The sequence below is a fragment of the Mycobacterium colombiense genome (assembly GCF_003284975.1).
In the GTDB taxonomy this organism is placed as follows: domain Bacteria; phylum Actinomycetota; class Actinomycetes; order Mycobacteriales; family Mycobacteriaceae; genus Mycobacterium; species Mycobacterium europaeum_A.
This window is the reverse complement of record NZ_QMEU01000048.1, coordinates 1-18,843: the sequence shown is the minus strand read 5'-3', so window position 1 is coordinate 18,843 and position 18,843 is coordinate 1. Positions and strand designations below refer to the sequence as shown.

Here is an 18,843-nt window from a genome sequence, read left to right as displayed (position 1 = left end):
CCTTGTGTCTTGGCATGCACTATCGCCGCTTAACGGTAGCTCCGGCCTAGCCTACCCGGCGTCAACTGCAACGACGCCGCGCCGAATGTCGTTGATAGCCCGCTTGGCGGTGGCCCGTAACTCGGGGTCCGGGGCGGCGTTGCGGACCTGGTCCAGCAGGTCGAGCGCCTGGCGGCACCAGCGCACGAAATCCCCCGCCAGCAGGGGCGACCCCGTGCCGGCCGGGTCGACGGCCGCCAGCGCCGCCGCCAGGTCGCCGGTGCGGGCCCAGCGGTAGATGACGTTGACGAAGCCGTCGTCGGGCTCGCGACTCGGCGCGATCCGGTGCGTTTGCTCATCGGCGCGCAGCGCCGTCGACAGCCTCGAGGTCTGCTGCAGCGCTTGGCGCAGTTGCTGAGTGGGCGCGTCGGCCGCAAAACCCGCCCCCGGCCCCTCGCCGCCCCGGGTTTCGTACAGGACCGACGACACGACCGCCGCGAGTTCGGCGGGCTTCAGGCCCGACCACGCGCCGGTGCGCAGGCATTCGGCCACCAGCAGGTCGCTTTCGCTGTAGATGCGTGCCAGCAGCCGGCCGTCGTCGGTGACGCGCGGGTCGCCGTCGCGCGCCTCGATGAAGCCGCGCTCGGTGAGCAACCCAACGATCCGGTCGAAGGTCCGGGCCAGCGAATTGGTGGCCGCCGCAACCTTTTTCTCCAATTGCGCGTTATCGCGTTCGATCCGCAGATAGCGCTCGGCCTGCCTGACTTGTTCCTCCACACCAGGCTTGTTGTGCGACGGGTGCCGGCGCAGCGCCTCGCGCAGCGACGCCAACTCGGGGTCGTGGAAAGCACCGTATTCACCGTCGGAGTCCCCCCGGCCGCCTCGGCGCCGGGCCGGGATGGTCAGCCCGGCGGCGGCCGATCGCAGCGCCGACGCCAGGTCACGCCGGACCCGGGGCTGCCGGTGTTCGACCCTCTTGGGCAGCGACATGGAACCGACCGGCGCTGACACGCCCGAATAGTCGGCCGAGGAAATCCTTCCGGCCCAACGATTTTCGGTGAGCACCAACGGTCGCGGGTCGGTGCTGTCGCGGGCCGATTCCAGCACCACGGCCAGGCCGCCGCGCCGGCCGTGGGTGATGTTGATGATGTCGCCGCGGCGCAGCGCGGCCAGCGCATCGCTGGCGGCCTGCCGCCGTTGCAGCCGGGATGCGCGGGACTGCGCGCGCTCCATCTCGCCGATGCGGGCACGCATTCGGGCGTATTCGAGGATCGGCGCCTTGGGTCCGCCGATCTCCGCGGCGATCTCGTCGAGCATCCCGGTGCCGCGCTCGATGCCGCGGACCAACCCGACGACCGAGCGGTCGGCCTGGTACTGCGCGAATGACTGCTCCAGCAACCGGTGTGCCTGCTCGGGACCCATCTGCTGGACCAGGTTGATGGTCATGTTGTACGACGGGGCGAACGAGCTGCGCAGCGGGAAGGTGCGGGTGGAGGCCAGCCCGGCCACCGCGGAGGGCTCGGTGGTCTCCTCGGTGGGATTCCACAGCACCACCGCGTGCCCCTCGACGTCGATGCCGCGCCGCCCGGCGCGGCCGGTGAGCTGGGTGTACTCCCCCGGTGTCAGCGCCACGTGCTGCTCGCCGTTAAACTTCACCAGCCGTTCGAGCACCACCGTGCGGGCGGGCATGTTGATCCCGAGCGCCAGGGTCTCGGTGGCGAACACCGCCCTGACCAGTCCGGCGGTGAACAGTTCTTCGACCGTGTGGCGGAAGACGGGCAGCATGCCGGCATGATGGGCCGCCAGGCCACGCAGCAGGCCCTCGCGCCACTCGTAGTAGCCGAGCACGCCCAGATCGGCGTCGGCGAGGTCGCCGCAGCGGTGCTCGATCACCTCGGCGATCTGCGCGCGCTCCTCCTGGGTGGTCAGCTGCAGGGGCGAGCGCAGGCATTGCTGGACGGCGGCGTCACAGCCGGCCCGGGAGAACACGAACGTGATCGCCGGCAGCAGCCCCTCGGAATCCAGGGTGGCGATCACGTCCGGCCGCCCTGGCGTCCGGTAGAAGCGCGGCCGCGACGGCCGTCCCGAACCCCGGCGACGCGGTTGCCAATCTGTCATGCGATCCGCCTCACGGCGGTGCGAGATGTGGCGCAGCAGTTCGGGATTGACACGCGGCTGACGGTCCGCGGCCGGTTTCTCGTTGTCGTAGTCGAATAGATCCAGCAGGCGCTTGCCCACCAACACGTGCTGCCACAGCGGCACCGGCCGATGTTCGTCGACCACGACCGTCGTATCGCCGCGCACGGTCTGGATCCAGCCACCGAATTCCTCGGCGTTGCTCACCGTCGCCGAGAGGCTGACCACCCGCACCTCGTCGGGCAGGTGCAGGATCACCTCCTCCCACACCGGGCCCCGCATCCGGTCGGCCAGGAAATGCACCTCGTCCATCACCACATACGAAAGCCCGTGCAGCGCAGGCGAATCCGCGTAAAGCATGTTGCGCAGCACTTCGGTGGTCATGACGACCACGGGCGCGTCGGCGTTCACCGACATGTCCCCGGTGAGCAGGCCGATGCGGTCGCGGCCGTAGCGCGCCGTCAGGTCGGTGTGCTTCTGGTTGCTCAGCGCTTTCAGTGGCGTGGTGTAGAAGCACTTGCCGCCCGATGCCAACGCCAGGTGCACCGCGAATTCGCCGACCACCGTCTTGCCGGCGCCGGTCGGCGCGCACACCAGCACGCCGTGGCCTCGTTCGAGCGCCGCGCACGCCCGATGCTGAAAGTTGTCCAGCGCGAAGGGCAGATCGGCGGTGAACCGGGTGAGCTCCACCAGCTCCGCGAGGTCGGCGGGCGGCGACGGATCAGGTGACATCGTCGTGTTGCCCGGCGGACAGCGACGGCTCGGGTATCGCGGTGGGCGGTTCGATCACCGATGCTTCGTCGTCGGGAATCACGGCCTGGGCTTCACGCTTGGCCTTGCGCCTGTCGTGCAGCCGAGCGATCTGAATGGCGAACTCCAGGAGGACCGAGAGCGCCAACCCGAGGGCGGTCATCGAGAACGGGTCGGATCCGGGCGTGAAGACCGCGGCGAACGCGAACATCGCGAAGATCAGGCCGCGCCGCCACGCCTTGAGCCGCTCATAGGGCAGCATCCCGATGGTGTTGAGCATGACGATGAGCAGCGGGAATTCGAAGCTGACGCCGAAGACCACCAGCAGGTTGATCAGGAAGCCGAAATATCGGTCGCCGCTCAGCGCGGTCACCTGGACGTCGCTGCCGACGGTCAGCAAAAAGCCCAGTGCCTTGGCCAGTACGAAGTAGGCCAGCACCGCGCCGACGACGAACAGCAACACGGCGGGGATCACGAACGCGATCGCGAAGCGGCGTTCCTTTTGATAGAGCCCGGGCGTGATGAACGCCCAGAGCTGGTAGAACCACACCGGGCAGGCCAGCACCACTCCCGCCGTCAGGCCGACCTTGAGCCGCAGCATGAACTGGTCGAACGGCGCGGTGGCAAGCAGCCGGCACTGGCCGCCTGCGCTGATCTCGGCGCGCGCCGATTGCGGCAGCGAACAGTAGGGATGGCGAAGCCACTCGCCGAGGCTTTCCAGGCCGAAAATCGAATGCGAGTACCAGACGAAGCCGAAAATCGTGGTCAGCAGAATCGCGGCCAGGGAGATCAGCAGCCGGGTGCGCAGCTCGGTCAGGTGATCGACCAGCGACATGGTCGCATCCGGGTTGGTTCGGCTGCGACGGTTACGAGGGTTGAGGCGCCTCAGCAGGCCGGTAGTGCGCGCTGAAACCTTGAAGACTTTCACGATGCTCGGTCAGTGGCGCTCGGGCAGCGCGCGACGATGGTGACGGCTAGGCGGGACGTGCTTCGCTGTGCCCCTGCTCGCTGGGCGCCGGCGCCTCGACCCGCTGCGACTGCACGGGCTGGGGGGCGGCCGGCGGGGTCGACGGGGTTTCCAGGGATGGCGCTTCCGCCTTGTTCTCGGTCTGCATCTCGCGCAGTTCGGACTTGAAGATCCGCATCGACTTGCCCAACGAACGCGCCGCATCGGGGAGCTTCTTGGCGCCGAACAGCAAGATCACCACGACCGCGAGGATCGCCCAGTGCCACGGACTAAGACTGCCCACTTTGATTACCTCCAGACGTTGACCCGATGCTACCGCAGCGGGGCCATGTGGCGGTGGGCCCGCGCCGCGTCGCGGGGGACCATCTCGCCTGGACTTTTGTCAGTTCATGGCGTCGTAGGCGGTCAGGGCGGCCGCCGCCGTATCGCGCACCCGCTGCGCCAGCGACGCGGGTGCCAGCACCTGCACGTCGGGGCCGAAGCCCAGCACCAGCCGGGTCATCCAATCCTCGGAGGCATAGGTCATCACCGCCTCGCAGGATCCGTCCGGCAGCTCGCGCACGTCGCGCATCGGGTAGTACTCGAACATCCAGGACGCCGCGGAGCCCACGCGCAGCCTGGCCGACGGCAGCGCCGGGTCGCCGTCGAACAGCGAGGTGTCCGGCGGTGCATGCAGCGCCGGCTCGGGCGGCGCGGCCGGCTCGTCGAGCTCGCTGGCGTCCACGATCCGGTCGAAGCGGAACAGCCGAACGCCTTCGGCCTCGCGTGACCAGGCCTCCAGATAGCTGTGGCCGCCGATCAACAGTACCCGAATGGGGTCGACAACCCGGCTGGTCAGGGTGTCGTGGGAGGCGGAGTAGTAGTCGATGGCCAACGCGTGCTTGGACTGCACGGCCGCACGCACCGCGGCGGCGGCCCGGTTCTCCACCGGCGCGGGCTCGTCGACGGCCGTCGCCGCGGCCGAAGCGTCGTGCGCCCGGGCTCCGGCGGCGCCCTCGATCTTGGCGATGGCGCTGCGCGCGGCCTCGGGGTCGACGACGCCGGGAATGTCGGCGAGCGCCCGCAACGCGACCAGCAGCCCGGTGGCCTCCGGCGAGGTGAGCTTGAGCGGGCGGTCGATTCCCGCGGAGAAGGTCACCTCGATGGTGTCTCCGGAGAACTCGAAATCGATGAGATCCCCCGGGAAGTAGCCGGGCAGCCCACACATCCACAGCTGGTTGAGGTCGTCTTCGAGCTGCTTGGCCGACACCCCGAGATCCGCGGCCGCCTTGGCTCGGGTAACCCGGGGGTTGGCCTGGAAGTACGGGACCATGTTCAACAGCCGGATCAGCCGGGTGGAGATCGGAGTCACTGGCGCCACTCCTCTCCATCGCTGCGCTCTGCATCGTCGCGGGCGCGAGTCACGCGGACACTCCCCCGCGGCTGGGCGGTTGCCCCGCCCCGACGGCGTCCCCGCCCGCATGCGCGCGCAGCCGGACCAGCACGTCGTCGCGCAGCGATTGCGGTTCGAGCACCAGGGCGTCGGGCCCGTACCCGGCAATGTCGCGCGCCAGCTGGTCGGCGAAGGAGATGTCGAGTTCGATCACCTCGCCGTCGCGACCGCCGAGCTGGCGGGCATCGACGGGCCTGCCGGCACGCCGCAGCGCGGTGGCCCGCCCGTCGGCCACCCACACTCGCGCCCGCCCGACGGTCGGCGCCGTCGACACTTCGGTGACCGTCTGGGCCACGATCTTGCGCAGGTCGACGTCTTTCGGCACGGTGACGGCGCCCGGCGGCCCGATCGGGGTGACGTCCGGGCCGATCCGGGAAAGCCGGAAGGTCCGGGTGGCGTCGCGGTCGCGGTCGTGGCCCACCAGATACCAGCGGCCCTTCTCGGTGACCACTCCCCAGGGCTCGACGGTGCGGGTGGCGTATGGCTCGGCCCGCGAGGGTCGGTGCTGAAACTGCACCGCCTGGCGGGAGTCGATGGCGGACAACAGGATTCCGAGAACTTCTTCCGACCCGCGCAGACCGGGCACCCCGGCCGGCGACGCGATGGCGACCGGCGCGTCAGGATCGACGTCGACGCCGGCCGCGCGCAACTTGAGCAGCGCGCCCTGGGTCGCGGTGATCAGCTCGGGCGACTCCCACAGCTGCGTCGCAACGGCGACCGCGGCCGCCTCGTCGGGGGTCAGGTCGACCGGCGCGAGCGCGTAGGCGTCGCGGTTGATCCGATAACCCTCGGTGGGGTCGAAGGCCGACGCGCGTCCGACCTCGAGCGGGATGCCAAGGTCGCGCAGCTCGTTCTTGTCCCGCTCGAACATGCGGGAGAACGCCTCGGCGCTGGCGCTGTCCGAGTAGCCCGCCACGCTCGACCTGATCTTCTCCGCCGAGATGTAGCCGCGGGTGGACAGCAGGGCAATGACCAGATTCATCAGCCGTTCGACTTTTGACGTCGCCACCTATAGCAGCTTAGGGGTGCGGCAAAGCAACCTCAGCTGGGCAGGTCTCGTCGCCTAGTTTGACTGACCAAGGCGCCGGAAACCCTGTGGGATTGCGACGGACCAATAAGGGAGTGCGGCATTGGCCGAGTATGAATTCCAGCCCGGCCGCCCTGCGCCCGAGTTGCCAGACCTCACCCAGGCACAAAGCGGCGCCGACGCTGACGATTTGGATGCGTCACTGACCGGATTGTCCCGGATAGTGGTCGATGCATTGACGGTGGACGAATTACTTACCGAGGTGGCCGAATTTGCCGTCCACGCGATTCCGGGCGCCGACGGTGCCGGTGTGACCATGGTCCACCCGTCCAAGCCACTGCTTATCGCATCGTGGGCGGCGACCGCGGACTTCATTCGTGAACTCGACCGCTTGCAGTACGACACCCACAGTGAGGGGCCCTGCATCAGCTCTCTGCGCACCCAGCGGTTATGCATCAGCGGATCAATCCGTGCCGACACGCGTTGGCCACGCTTCGGCGCCGCCGCCGCGCGGTTGGGCGTGAACTCCGCGTTGTCCCTGCCACTGGTGCTCCGCGGGGAGGTGATCGGAGTGATCAATGCCTATGCCTATGGCCTCGACGCATTCGACGAACGCGCTGCGACACTGGGCGAGAAGTTCGCCGGACCTGCCGCTGTGTCGATCCATAACGCGCGGTTGCTGATGCAGGCCCGGCGACGGGCCGAGCAGCTGCAGCGTGCGCTGGGTAGCCGGTCGGTGATCGACCAGGCGATCGGCATCATTCGTGGCCGATCCGGAACAAGCGCCAAGGAGGCGTTCGACCGGCTGGTCAAGATCAGTCAGGACGAGAACGTCAAACTGCATGTGATCGCCGAGCGAGTGGTCGACATTTCGGTACGCCGCGCCCGCGCGCACCTGGACCAAAGCTGAGGAGCCTCGGTTAGAGCCGTGCCGACGGCGCGGCGTTCGTGGCTGTCATCGCCGCGAGGATGGCAGGGCGTGCATTGGGCTCAGAAATCAGCTGTCGCGAGACATCGGTCAGATGGACGCGGTGGGTCCCCGCGTAACCACGCAACAGTGTGAACGCTTGTTCCACCGACACATCGAGGCGCTCGCGCACGAAGCCTTTGGCCTGCTCGATCACCACACGGCAAGCCAGCACTGCATGCAGACGGGGCACCACCGTCGATGCAGTCGGGGCGCGTTCCTGCAAAATCGCGACGCACGCGATGTGAGCCAGGCTTTGGCCGACGAGTAGATCAGCGTCGTTGAGTTCACCCGGTTGAGTATCGAACAGACCCAATGCGCCGAGGACGATGCCGGCCGCACGCATGGGCACGGCATGCACCGAGGCGAAGCCGGCGTCAATGGCCGCGGGAGCGAACCGCGGCCACCGCACTGAGGCCGCGGCGAGGTCGGACATCGAAACCGGCTGTCCGCTGGCATAACACTCCAGACACGGCCCCTCGTCGGTCGACCTGAGAAACGTCTCGATGGCCGGCAGCAGCGCGCCGGTGGCGGTTTCGTGCGGGTAACGGCCGGCATCGCTGATCTCGACCATCACTGCGTGCGGTACGCGCTCCGCGAGCGCCAGATGGTGTCGCGGTGGAATGGTGGTGTCGGTGGCCCCCCACGCGACGAGCACCGGAACATCGCGGAGTAGGGCCAAGTTGACGCGCGGCGCTAACCGACTGGCCACGCCAGTTGATCACGGAGCGGGCAGTGCGGATAAACGCATTTCGCGGTGGGCCATCCCGGAGCCCTTGCAGCACAACGACAATCGAGTCGGCGTCGGCGCCGGACACCAACGACGGAACGATCGCGAGCAAGCGTTTCGTCAGTGCCGCGGGGAGTGTGAAAAGCGCCGCTGAAACCGCGTCAGCGCCGGGCGGTGTCGCCGCACGAAGCAGATAGCTGACCTCAGGCCCTAGCCCACCGGTACTGATGAGTATGAGCCGATCGACGCGTTCTGGGAACTGATACGCGGTTTGCAGCGCGACACCACCGCCCAGACTGTGGCCTGCGATCGACACACGACATACTTCCAGCGCCAGCAGCAGGTCGCGCAGTGCAGTGGCATGCGCTCCCAATGAATAGTCGCCAGGCGGTGCGTCCGAATCCCCGTGCCCGGGCAGATCGGGCGCGATCACAGTGTGATTGCGCGCGAGACCAGGCAGCAGATGCTGCCGCGTATGGCGATTGCCGCCCAGGCCGTGGATGAGCAGCAACGGTGGTCCGTCCCCGCCATGGTGTAGGCAATGGTGCCGCCGGCCAGCCACATCCGACGGTCGCGAATGTGTTGACCCGGCGCGGTCCGCCAATTGCTCAGTGACGACGAAGACGAAGACATTGCGACCAGCTCCAAGCTCTAATTCACCGAAATACCAGGGATATCCGACGCCTCACCGAGGACGCCGCCGAATCCGCGCATGGGCGAGGTCAGTCTGGCCAGCTGGTGCATCAACCGAGACAGAGGGTACCCGGTTCCCCAGACACGAACCGGCGAAGTCGGATCCAATTGCTGTGGTAGCCAAATGGCCCAACAGCGCGTAGCGTTGCTCTTGTTGGTTCCTACCAGTCCGGAGCGGTTAAGTATGAGCCGCAATTATCTGCTCAAGCCGGGCACCTAACAAACCAGTCGATTCCGGGGGCGTCGTAGCGTCCCCCGACGCAAACTGGGCGCAATTCAATGCTGCGCTGTCTGAATCAACAACGGCATTTGACTGCGGCGTGAATCATCGCTGCTGTCAATGGCTTTCACCGAAACTCTGTCGAGGTGCCCGCCCGACCAACTGGGTCGAACACTACGACAGCTCCACACAATTTAGGAATGAAATGGCTACTAGCAACCCCACCGACGCGCGCCGTCCCAACGCCCCGACCGCATACAGTGCCGAGGACACCGATGTCCGTCGTGCCCGCTCACGCCCTGGCAGCGAGACAAAAGCCTCATTCAAGACATCCGAGTTCGCCGTCTTCGTCGCAGCTGTCACCGGTGTGCTACTCGCGTCGTACCTGGTCAAGGCGACCGACGGGCACGCGGACTACTTCCTGGCCGATCGGGCATGGTTCTACGTCGTGTTGCTCAGCATCGGCTACATGATCAGCCGCGGCCTAGCGAAGTGCAGTAGTCGCACCCGCGGCGACGACTAGTCACGCTTGTCGCCATAACATCGTGTCTACTTGGCTGTATTGACTTGTGGCACAGAGCAATAGCACGGTCTCTCGCATCCGGGGCTGACCCGGTTGCGAGCACAGGAGGACCCCGCTGGGGTCGTCCTTAGTCATCCGCAATTCGCGGCTGGCCACCATAGAAGGGACACACCATGGGAATGACCGACAAGGTTAAGAATGCCGCGCAGGACGCCGCAGGCAAAGCCAAGGAGCAGGCCGGCAAAGTGACTGGCGACAAGGACACCGAGGGCGAAGGCAAGAAGGACCAAACCAAGTCCAGCGTGAAGAAGGCCGGAGAAAACGTCAAGGACGCATTCAAATAACCCTTCTTGGATGTGGCCGCCGCTGATCGGCGGCGGCCACATTGATTTTGACCATCACCGCGGTTTCTCAAAGCTTCAGCGCGACAACATAGTTCGCGCAATCCCTACGATAAAACGGCCTCGAAGCCTCGCCCGCCCGCAGGCGCCACCGCCGCCGAAGCCGGCGCGGTCACCGCGCTGGGGTCTACAACGCGCTACATGCTCGCGATCAGGCGCTTGACCCGCTCGTCGACCGCCCGGAACGGGTCCTTGCACAGCACGGTGCGCTGCGCCTGGTCGTTGAGCTTGAGGTGCACCCAGTCGACGGTGAAGTCACGGCCGGCGGCCTGGGCGGCGCTGATGAACTCGCCGCGCAACCGCGCGCGGGTGGTCTGCGGCGGGTTGTCGACCGCCTGCGCGATGTCCTCGTCGGTGGTGACGCGGGTGGCGAGACCCTTGCGCTGCAACAGGTCGAAGACGCCGCGCCCGCGCTTGATGTCGTGGTAGGCCAGATCCAGCTGGGCGATCTTGGGGTCAGACAGCTCCATGTTGTAGCGGTCCTGGTAGCGCTGGAAGAGTTTGCGCTTGATCACCCAGTCGATCTCGGTGTCCACCTTGGCGAAGTCCTGGCTCTCGACTGCGTCGAGCTGGCGGCCCCACAGGTCGACGATCTGCTCGATCTGCGCGTTGGGTTCGCGGGTCTGCAGGTGCTCGACGGCGCGGCTGTAGTACTCGCGCTGGATGTCCAGCGCGCTGGCCTGACGCCCGCCCGCCAGCCGCACCGGCCGACGGCCGGTGACGTCGTGGCTGACCTCGCGGATGGCGCGAATAGGGTTGTCCAGCGAGAAGTCCCGGAACGGGACGCCAGCTTCGATCATCTCTAGCACCAGCGCGGCGGTGCCCACCTTGAGCATGGTGGTGGTCTCGCACATGTTGGAGTCGCCGACGATCACGTGGAGCCGCCGGTATTTCTCGGCGTCGGCGTGCGGCTCGTCGCGGGTGTTGATGATCGGTCGGCTGCGCGTGGTGGCCGACGAGACGCCTTCCCAGATGTGCTCGGCGCGTTGCGAAAGACAGAACGTCGCGGCCTTGGGGGTCTGCAGCACCTTGCCGGCGCCGCAGATCAGTTGGCGGGTGACCAGGAACGGCAACAGCACGTCGGAGATCCGGGAGAACTCACCGGCCCGAACGATCAGGTAGTTCTCGTGGCACCCGTAGGAGTTGCCCGCCGAGTCGGTGTTGTTCTTGAACAGGTAGATGTCGCCGCCGATGCCCTCGTCGGCCAGCCGCTGCTCGGCGTCGACGAGCAGGTCTTCCAGCACCCACTCCCCCGCACGGTCGTGGGTGACCAGCTGCACCAGGCTGTCACACTCGGCGGTCGCGTACTCCGGGTGGCTGCCCACGTCGAGGTAGAGGCGGGCGCCGTTACGCAGGAAAACATTGGAGCTGCGGCCCCAGGACACGACACGGCGGAATAAGTAGCGGGCCACCTCGTCCGGGCTGAGCCGCCGGTGCCCATGAAATGTGCAGGTGACCCCGAACTCGGTCTCGATGCCCATGATTCGTCGCTGCACGTAATCGAGCGTACTGGTTGTCCGACCGGGACGGTGAGCAAGCCGCGCGTATCGATCCGACGAAGTTCTTGGGAGGCCTCCGGGAGGCCGCGCCGGGCGCGCGCGGGCGGCTGCCCGCCCACACCGGGGTAGCGTTTAACTCGCGGCTCACCTGCATCTTCAGCACCAACAGCCCCGTTGGAGTCCGCGACATGTGGTCGCCCAGGATGTCTAGTCGGCGGATTCCCCGCCGGATACCTCGCCGTCGCCTGCCGAGCCGTTGGAATCCAGGTCGCGCAGCAAATCCTCCAGAGCGGCGCGATTAATCCGCCGGAACGCCCGTCGCGGCCGGTTGACGTCCAGGATGGCGACTTCCAGGCTGCCGACGTCCAGGGCGCCCTGGTCGCCATTCGAGGCTTCGCTGCCGGCCCGCAGGGCTTTGACGGCGATGCGGGTGGCCTCACGCAGATCGGCGTTCTCGGCGTAAGACTGCTTGAGCGCCGTCACGATCGGTTCGGTGGTGCCACCCATCACGACGAAATGTGGCTCGTCGGCGATCGAGCCGTCGTAGGTGATCCGGTACAGCTCTGGCGGTTTACTCTCGCCGTAGTGCGCGACCTCGGCGACACACAATTCCACCTCGTACGGCTTGGCTTGCTCAGTGAAGATGCTGCCCAGAGTCTGCGCGTAGACATAGGCGAGCTGGCGGCCGGTGACGTCGCGACGGTCGTAGGCGTAGCCGCGAGTGTCGGCGAATTGAATCCCGCCCCGGCGCAAGTTGTCGAATTCGTTGAACTTGCCTGCGGCCGCGAAGCCCACGCGATCGTAGAGTTCGCTGATCTTCTGCAGCGACCGCGACGGGTTCTCCGCGACGAAGAGCACACCACCGGCGTAGGCCAGCGCGACCACGCTCTTGCCCCGGGCGATGCCCTTGCGCGCGAGCTCGCTGCGCTCACGCATCGCCTGCTCAGGCGAGATGAAATACGGGAAGCTCACTTCTCACCACCATCGGGGCCGAAAGTGTCAGCGCGCGAACGGCTTTGGATCACTTCGCGGGCCAATTCGGCGATGCGGCTCTCCGGCACGTCGAGCGCCCCCTCGGGGCCGATGGTGACCGCGGTCGGGTAGATGCCGCGCACCAGATCCGGTCCGCCGGTGGCGGAATCGTCATCGGCCGCGTCGTAGAGCGCCTCGATGGCGACGCGCACCGCGGAGTCGGCGTCGGTGACTTGCGAGTACAACTTCTTCATCGACGACTTGGCGAAAATCGAGCCCGACCCCACCGACTGGTAGCCCTCCTCTTCCAGGTTCCAGCCACCGGCGGCGTCGAAAGACACGATGCGCCCGGCACCTTCGGGGTCGGGCGCATCGATGTCGTAGCCCACCAGCAGCGGCAAGGCGATCAGACCCTGCATCGCGGCGGCCAGGTTTCCCCGCACCATGATGGCCAGCCGGTTCACCTTGCCGGCGAACGTGAGCGGCACGCCCTCGAGCTTCTCGTAATGCTCGAGTTCCACCGCATACAGGCGGGCGAACTCCACCGCGATCGCGGCAGTGCCGGCGATGCCGGTGGCCGTGTAGTCGTCGGTGATGTACACCTTCTTGACGTCGCGCCCGGCGATCATGTTGCCCTGCGTCGAGCGCCGATCGCCGGCCAGCACCACGCCGCCGGGGTATTTCAGCGCGACGATGGTGGTGCCGTGCGGCAGCTGCCGCGTGGCGCCATCCGACTGCGTGCCCGACAGGCTCGCCGGCAGCAATTCCGGCGCCTGCCGACGCAACAGATCAGCAAACGACGAGAGGTCTATAGCGGGGCTTCTTGGAGGTGCGTAGCCCGGAACTGCGGAATTGGTGGACAGGCGATCAGAGAAAGGCCAGGTCACTGTCCGCCCTTTTGGACATACGCGCGAACGAAGTCCTCGGCGTTCTCCTCGAGGACGTCGTCGATCTCGTCCAGCAGATCGTCGGTGTCCTCGGCTAGCTTCTCCCGGCGTTCTTGGCCCGCGGCGGTGCTGCCGGCGACATCGTCTTCGTCGTCGCCACCACCGCCACGCTTGGTCTGCTCCTGAGCCATCGCCGCCTCCTGCGTTGTCTGGGCCCGTTGAATGGCTGGTTACCGATCAAGCCACACTGCCCGTTGGTCTTTCCTAGCCTACCGGTCGACCCCGACGTTCCCGGGGTTAACCGGCACCTAGCTGGTGAGTTGTTCGACCAGTTGGGCGGCGCTGTCCACCGAGTCCAGCAGCGCCCCGACGTGGGCTTTGCTGCCGCGCAGCGGCTCTAACGTCGGGATCCGGACCAGGGAATCACCACCCAGATCGAAAATCACCGAGTCCCAGCTGGCCGCGGCGATGTCGGCGCCGAATCGGCGCAGGCACTCCCCGCGGAAGTAGGCGCGGGTGTCCGTCGGCGGCTTGTCCACCGCTTCGAGCACCTGGTGCTCGCTCACCAGGCGCTTCATCGAACCGCGCGCGACGAGCCGGTTGTAGAGGCCCTTGTCCAGCCGGACGTCGGAATATTGCAGGTCCACCAGGTGCAGCCGCGGCGCCGACCAGCTCAGATTCTCGCGCTGCCTAAACCCTTCGAGCAGGCGCAGCTTGGCCGGCCAGTCGAGGATTTCGGCGCATTCCATCGGGTCGCGCTCGAGCTGGTCGAGCACGTGCGCCCAGGTTTCGACGACGTCGGACGCGCGCGGATCGGGGTCGCGGCTGTCGACCAGCTTGGCCACCCGATCGAGGTAAACCCGTTGCAGCGCAAGACCCGTCAGCTCCCGGCCGTCGGCCAGCGCCACGGCGGCGCGCAGCGACGGGTCGCGGCTGATCGCGTGCACCGCATGCACCGGCCGCGCCAGCGCCAGGTCGCTCAGGTCGATGCCGTGCGCCGGGCCCTCTTCGATCAGGTCCAGTACCAGCGCGGTGGTGCCCAGCTTCAGATAGGTCGACGTCTCGGCGAGGTTCGCGTCGCCGATGATGACGTGCAGCCGCCGGTACCGATCGGCGTCGGCGTGCGGCTCGTCGCGGGTGTTGATGATGCCGCGCTTGAGCGTGGTTTCCAGGCCGACCTCGACCTCGATGTAGTCCGAGCGCTGGGACAACTGGAAGCCGGGCTCGTCTCCGGAGGGGCCGATGCCGACCCTGCCCGAGCCGGTGACCACCTGTCGGGAGACCAGAAAGGGGGTCAGCCCGGCGATGATGGCCGAAAACGGCGTTTGCCGCGACATCAGATAGTTCTCGTGCGAGCCGTAGGACGCGCCCTTGCCGTCGACGTTGTTCTTGTAGAGCTGCAGTTTCGCGGCCCCCGGCACGCTGGCGACGTGGCGTGCGGCGGCCTCCATGACGCGCTCGCCGGCCTTGTCCCAGATCACCGCGTCCAGCGGGTCGGTGCACTCGGGGGCGGAGTATTCGGGATGCGCGTGGTCGACGTAGAGCCGCGCGCCGTTGGTCAGGATCATGTTGGCCGCGCCGACCTCGTCGGCGTCGACCACCGGGGGCGGGCCGGCCGAGCGGCTCAGGTCGAAGCCGCGGGCATCCCGCAAGGGCGATTCCACCTCATAATCCCAGCGGGTGCGCTTGGCGCGCTGGATGCCCGCTGCGGCCGCATACGCCAAAACCGCCTGCGTCGACGTGAGGATCGGATTGGCTGTCGGGTCCGATGGCGATGAAATGCCGTATTCGACCTCCGTCCCGATAATCCGTTGCATGACCTAAGCGTAGGCCGGGCGACGAAGTGGCCCGCGCGGCGGGGCGCGCGGGAGCCGGCCGATGCGATTCGCCCGGGCGAGCCCGGGGCCCCACCGATGTCCGCAAACCGTCGGTCCGGCAACGTTTTCGATTAGGCCGGGTGGGTGAGCCGCCGGCCGGAGGGTGACCCGGCATTGCGGATTGGGTCGGTCCTCGGACGGGCCGCGCGGATGATGCTGTCGCATCTTGCGACGGTGGGCTCCTTGGCCGTTCGGGCGCCCGCGCGGCCGGCGACGCCGAATACCGGTCCACCTTCCTCGACCCACTGATCGGCGACCTGCAGACCACCCTGGTGCACGCAACCGCTATCGGCGCCGCCAGGGTCGCCGTCCGTCATGTTGACGGCACCGGTACCAGTGATTAATTTCACCGGAGTGTCCGCCCCCGAATCCGGCCGCGCGGTCGGTAAGCACGCACTCGACCTGTCCGGGAAGCGCTACGGCGAGGTACTCCTGGTAACGCCCGGCGAGGCGGGGCCGCAGGCAACGGTTTACAACAGCTTCCCGCTCAACGACTGTCCCCAGGAGCTGTGGTCGGCGCTGGACGCGCACGCCATCGCCACCGAACACGGCGCGGCCGCGGCCCTGCTCAACGGTCCCCGGTATTGGCTGATGAACGCCATCGAAAAGCAGGCGCGGGGGCCGCAGATCACCAAGTCCTTTGGCGGTATCGAGATGATCCAGCAGGCCACCGTGCTGTTGTCGTCGATGAACCCGGCGCCGTATGTCGCCAACACGGTCAGTCGCCACACTGTGTTCGTCTTCAACGCCGGCCAGCAGGTGTTCGAACTCATCGATCCACAGAGCCGGCACTGGGTGATGCAGACCTGGAGCCAGGTCGCCGACGCCACTCTGTCGCGCGACGACCTACCGGGCCTTGCCGACCGGCTCGACCTGCCGGCCGGGTGGTCGTATCAATCGCGGGTCCTCACCGAAGAACTGCGCGTGGACACGACCCAGCGGCCCGCCCAGGTGCTGCAGGACAACCTGACCAACAGCTATTCGCTGGTGACCGACTGAGCCCCAAGGGCTCAGCCCGTGCCGAGCCCTACAGGTACTGGCCCAGGTTGGATTCGGTGTCGATAGCCCGCGACGCGCTCGAGCTCTTGCCGGTCACCAGGGTGCGGATGTACACGATCCGCTCGCCCTTCTTGCCCGAAATCCGCGCCCAGTCATCGGGGTTGGTGGTGTTGGGCAGGTCCTCGTTCTCGGCGAACTCGTCGACGATCGAGTCCAGCAGGTGCTGGATGCGCAGACCGGGCTGGCCGGTTTCGAGCACCGACTTGATCGCGTTCTTCTTCGCGCGGTCGACGACGTTCTGGATCATCGCCCCGGAGTTGAAGTCCTTGAAGTACATGACTTCCTTGTCGCCGTTGGCGTAGGTGACCTCCAGGAACCGGTTGTCGTCGATCTCGGCGTACATCCGGTCGACGACCTTTTCGATCATCGCCTTGATGCATGCCGACCGGTCGCCGTCGAACTCGGCCAGGTCGTCGCTGTGCACCGGCAGCGTCTCGACCAAGTACTTCGAGAAGATGTCTTGCGCCGCTTCGGCATCCGGCCGCTCGATCTTGATCTTCACGTCCAGACGGCCGGGCCGCAGGATCGCCGGGTCGATCATGTCCTCGCGGTTGGACGCACCGATCACGATGACGTTCTCCAGGCCCTCGACACCGTCGATCTCACTGAGCAGCTGCGGGACCACGGTCGTCTCGACGTCCGAGGAGACACCGGTGCCACGGGTGCGGAAGATCGAGTCCATCTCGTCGAAGAACACGATCACCGGTGTGCCTTCCGACGCCTTCTCGCGAGCGCGCTGGAAGATCAGCCGGATGTGCCGCTCGGTCTCACCGACGAACTTGTTGAGCAGCTCGGGTCCCTTGATGTTCAAGAAGTAGGACTTGGCCTCGCGGGCGTCGTCGCCGCGCACCTCGGCCATCTTCTTGGCCAGCGAGTTGGCCACGGCCTTGGCGATCAGCGTCTTACCGCAACCGGGCGGACCGTAGAGCAGCACACCTTTGGGCGGGCGCAGTGCGTACTCGCGGTACAGCTCCTTGTGCAGGAACGGCAGCTCCACCGCGTCGCGGATCTGCTCGATCTGGCGGGTCAGGCCACCGATGTCCTCGTAGCTGACGTCGGGCACCTCTTCGAGCACCAGGTCCTCGACCTCGGCCTTGGGGATCCGCTCGAAGGCGTACCCCGCCTTGGTGTCGACCAACAGCGAGTCGCCGGGCCGCAGCCTGCGCGGCCGGGTGTCGTCGTTCAGCGCGTCGGGATGCCCCTCGGGTAGGTCCTCGGCAACCAGCGGCTCGGCCAGCCACACGATGCGCTCCTCGTCGGCGTGCCCGACGACCAAGGCCCGGTGCCCGTCGGCCAGGAGCTCACGCAACGTGGAGATTTCGCCAACCGATTCGAACGTGCCGGCCTCCACGACGGTCAGGGCCTCGTTGAGCCGGACCGTCTGCCCCTTGCGCAGCAACGGAACTTCGATGTTCGGCGAGCACGTCAGCCGCATCTTGCGGCCGGAGGTGAACACGTCGACCGTGTCGTCCTCGTGCGTGCCGAGCAGGACGCCGTAACCGCTGGGCGGCTGCCCCAGCCGATCGACTTCCTCACGCAGCGCAAGCAGTTGCTGGCGAGCCTCTTTGAGGGTCTCCATCAACTTCGAGTTCCGCGACGCGAGCGAGTCGATGCGCGCTTCGAGCTGATGCACATCGCGGGCGGAGCGGGCACCGCCATGCGAGCCGACGGCGTGCTCGAGTTGCTCGCGCAACATGGCTGCCTCGCGGCGTAGTTGCTCCAACTCGGCCTCGTCGCCGCTGGACATGTCTGATTCGTGCGGTGTTCCGAAAGCTTCAGAACGCTCTGAGCTACCCATCTTGCGCTCCTTTCCCACACCGAATTGGTGCGGCGGATACTTCAAAGCTACCGGCGATTGCCGATTGATGTGCGGAGTCAAATACCCACGAAAAGTTAAGATTTTCGTCACGCTGGTAATCTCGGCCACTAATCGTGATGATCGAAAGGGCCTCAGGAGGTGCCAGCGTGACCGCAAAAAGCCTCGCCACAGGCTCGACTCGCGTCGCCGTCGTCGCCCCCTCCGCCGGTGTGACTTCCGTTGCACCCATCGGCCCGACCTTAGCGACACCCTTCGTTCGCGAAGCGGCCATAGGCGTTTAGCCGGCCGACCGACTGGATGCACCGGCCACTGCCCGTAGCGCTGAGCGCCGCCGCCGCCTTGGCGGCGGTCGGACTCGCGGCATGTTCGTCGTCGCCGCACCCGAACACCGGCTCGTCGCCCGCGTCTTCGCTCGCACCGGCCACGTCGAGCCAGGTTGCCGCGCCCAACCCGGCTCCCCTGCCGCCGCCCGAGGCCCTCACCGACGTGCTCACGCGGCTCGCCGACCCGAACGTTCCGGGTGCCAGCAAGGTGAATCTGGTGGAAGGCGCGGCGCCGGAGAGCGCGGCCACCCTGGACAAATTCACCAACGCTCTGCGCGACAACGGCTATCTGCCGATGACTTTCAACGCGAACGACATCGCGTGGTCGGACAAGAATCCGTCGAACGTGAAGGCCACCATCGCCGTTCACACCGCCCAGGCCAACAACGCCAGCTTCACCTTCCCGATGGAGTTCACCCCCTTCCAGGGCGGCTGGCAACTATCGCGACACACCGCCGAAATGCTGTTGGCGATGGGAAAGTCGCCGTCCGCTCCGACTTCGGGCGCCCCGTCGCCCGCCCCCTTGCCGCCCCCGGCACCCGCGCCGCCACCACCCGAGCCCGCCCCGGCACCGGCCCCCGC

Annotated in this window: 17 protein-coding genes and 2 pseudogenes; 6 read left to right on the top strand and 13 right to left on the bottom strand. The window is 66.9% G+C overall.

Annotation, left to right across the window (positions count from 1 at the left end):
• Positions 1–51: 51 nt before the first annotated feature.
• The 5 genes from DQP58_RS15990 to DQP58_RS15970 all read right to left on the bottom strand — a co-directional run bounded on the left by DQP58_RS15990 (position 52) and on the right by DQP58_RS15970 (position 6,273).
• The gene (locus DQP58_RS15990; protein ID WP_112709290.1) at positions 52–2,847 is read right to left on the bottom strand and encodes a DEAD/DEAH box helicase; all 2,796 of its coding nucleotides are present in this window, start codon (positions 2,845–2,847) and stop codon (positions 52–54) included.
• A complete protein-coding gene (gene tatC, locus DQP58_RS15985) occupies positions 2,837–3,793 on the bottom strand; it encodes a twin-arginine translocase subunit TatC (RefSeq protein ID WP_112709289.1) in 957 nt (318 codons plus the stop codon). The genes DQP58_RS15990 and tatC overlap by 11 nt, the downstream gene beginning before the upstream one ends.
• A gap of 46 nt (positions 3,794–3,839) precedes the next feature.
• Positions 3,840–4,115: a Sec-independent protein translocase subunit TatA gene (gene tatA / locus DQP58_RS15980; RefSeq protein ID WP_112709288.1), complete on the bottom strand. Its 276-nt coding sequence runs from the start codon at positions 4,113–4,115 to the stop codon at positions 3,840–3,842.
• Between the two features lie 99 nt (positions 4,116–4,214).
• Positions 4,215–5,183, bottom strand: coding sequence for a helix-turn-helix transcriptional regulator (locus DQP58_RS15975; RefSeq protein ID WP_112709287.1), 969 nt, complete (start codon positions 5,181–5,183; stop codon positions 4,215–4,217).
• 49 nt (positions 5,184–5,232) lie between these two features.
• Positions 5,233–6,273, bottom strand: coding sequence for a helix-turn-helix transcriptional regulator (locus DQP58_RS15970; RefSeq protein ID WP_112709286.1), 1,041 nt, complete (start codon positions 6,271–6,273; stop codon positions 5,233–5,235).
• A gap of 121 nt (positions 6,274–6,394) precedes the next feature.
• On the opposite strand from DQP58_RS15970, the gene DQP58_RS15965 reads away from it, so the two are divergent.
• Positions 6,395–7,201, top strand: coding sequence for a GAF and ANTAR domain-containing protein (locus DQP58_RS15965; protein WP_112709285.1), 807 nt, complete (start codon positions 6,395–6,397; stop codon positions 7,199–7,201).
• A 10-nt stretch (positions 7,202–7,211) separates the two neighbouring features.
• Here the strand turns inward: DQP58_RS15965 and DQP58_RS15960 are convergent, their stop codons facing one another.
• Both DQP58_RS15960 and DQP58_RS27630 read right to left on the bottom strand, forming a co-directional pair.
• Complete coding sequence (locus DQP58_RS15960; RefSeq protein ID WP_240629853.1) at positions 7,212–7,916, bottom strand: GAF and ANTAR domain-containing protein; 705 nt, start codon at positions 7,914–7,916, stop codon at positions 7,212–7,214.
• A 214-nt stretch (positions 7,917–8,130) separates the two neighbouring features.
• Positions 8,131–8,550 (bottom strand): annotated as a pseudogene (locus tag DQP58_RS27630) (alpha/beta fold hydrolase); the annotation flags it as partial.
• Between the two features lie 556 nt (positions 8,551–9,106).
• Between DQP58_RS27630 and DQP58_RS15950 the strand changes: the two are divergent.
• The gene (locus DQP58_RS15950; RefSeq protein WP_112709282.1) at positions 9,107–9,424 is read left to right on the top strand and encodes a hypothetical protein; all 318 of its coding nucleotides are present in this window, start codon (positions 9,107–9,109) and stop codon (positions 9,422–9,424) included.
• A gap of 173 nt (positions 9,425–9,597) precedes the next feature.
• On the top strand, positions 9,598–9,768 hold the full coding sequence (locus tag DQP58_RS15945; protein WP_112709281.1) for a CsbD family protein: 171 nt from the start codon (positions 9,598–9,600) through the stop codon (positions 9,766–9,768).
• A gap of 194 nt (positions 9,769–9,962) precedes the next feature.
• Here the strand turns inward: DQP58_RS15945 and pafA are convergent, their stop codons facing one another.
• The 5 genes from pafA to dop form a co-directional block, all read right to left on the bottom strand.
• On the bottom strand, positions 9,963–11,321 hold the full coding sequence (gene pafA, locus DQP58_RS15940) for a Pup--protein ligase (protein WP_112709280.1): 1,359 nt from the start codon (positions 11,319–11,321) through the stop codon (positions 9,963–9,965).
• Positions 11,322–11,531: 210 nt separating this feature from the next.
• Positions 11,532–12,296 carry a proteasome subunit alpha gene (gene prcA / locus DQP58_RS15935; protein ID WP_112709279.1) on the bottom strand — a complete coding sequence of 255 codons (765 nt, stop codon included), beginning with the start codon at positions 12,294–12,296 and terminating at the stop codon, positions 11,532–11,534.
• Positions 12,293–13,183 carry a proteasome subunit beta gene (gene prcB / locus DQP58_RS15930; RefSeq protein WP_430916127.1) on the bottom strand — a complete coding sequence of 297 codons (891 nt, stop codon included), beginning with the start codon at positions 13,181–13,183 and terminating at the stop codon, positions 12,293–12,295. The genes prcA and prcB overlap by 4 nt, the downstream gene beginning before the upstream one ends.
• Positions 13,180–13,374 carry a ubiquitin-like protein Pup gene (locus DQP58_RS15925; RefSeq protein WP_066860430.1) on the bottom strand — a complete coding sequence of 65 codons (195 nt, stop codon included), beginning with the start codon at positions 13,372–13,374 and terminating at the stop codon, positions 13,180–13,182. Before DQP58_RS15925 ends, prcB begins: the two co-directional genes overlap by 4 nt.
• A gap of 117 nt (positions 13,375–13,491) precedes the next feature.
• Positions 13,492–15,000, bottom strand: a complete 1,509-nt coding sequence (gene dop, locus DQP58_RS15920; protein ID WP_112709278.1) for a pup deamidase/depupylase — start codon at positions 14,998–15,000, stop codon at positions 13,492–13,494.
• 180 nt (positions 15,001–15,180) lie between these two features.
• On the opposite strand from dop, the pseudogene DQP58_RS27625 reads away from it, so the two are divergent.
• A pseudogene (locus DQP58_RS27625) lies at positions 15,181–15,258 on the top strand (hypothetical protein); the annotation flags it as partial.
• 156 nt (positions 15,259–15,414) lie between these two features.
• Complete coding sequence (locus tag DQP58_RS15915) at positions 15,415–16,059, top strand: hypothetical protein (RefSeq protein WP_112709277.1); 645 nt, start codon at positions 15,415–15,417, stop codon at positions 16,057–16,059.
• Between the two features lie 28 nt (positions 16,060–16,087).
• On the opposite strand, the gene arc is transcribed toward DQP58_RS15915, so the two are convergent.
• Positions 16,088–17,917 (bottom strand): proteasome ATPase, encoded by a 1,830-nt coding sequence (gene arc, locus DQP58_RS15910; protein ID WP_112709301.1) that lies wholly within the window; start codon positions 17,915–17,917, stop codon positions 16,088–16,090.
• 318 nt (positions 17,918–18,235) lie between these two features.
• Between arc and DQP58_RS15905 the strand changes: the two genes are divergently transcribed.
• Positions 18,236–18,843: hypothetical protein (locus DQP58_RS15905; RefSeq protein ID WP_112709276.1), on the top strand; the 608-nt coding region annotated here is incomplete at its 3' end.

Bases quoted from the DNA above. Each gene is read 5' to 3' on its own strand.
- DQP58_RS15925 (WP_066860430.1), bottom strand. From the start codon at position 13,374: ATGGCTCAGGAGCAGACCAAGCGTGGCGGTGGTGGCGACGACGAAGAC.
- arc (WP_112709301.1), bottom strand. From the start codon at position 17,917: ATGGGTAGCTCAGAGCGTTCTGAAGCTTTCGGAACACCGCACGAATCA.
- dop (WP_112709278.1), bottom strand. From the start codon at position 15,000: ATGCAACGGATTATCGGGACGGAGGTCGAATACGGCATTTCATCGCCA.
- DQP58_RS15945 (WP_112709281.1), top strand. From the start codon at position 9,598: ATGGGAATGACCGACAAGGTTAAGAATGCCGCGCAGGACGCCGCAGGC.
- DQP58_RS15950 (WP_112709282.1), top strand. From the start codon at position 9,107: ATGGCTACTAGCAACCCCACCGACGCGCGCCGTCCCAACGCCCCGACC.
- DQP58_RS15990 (WP_112709290.1), bottom strand. From the start codon at position 2,847: ATGTCACCTGATCCGTCGCCGCCCGCCGACCTCGCGGAGCTGGTGGAG.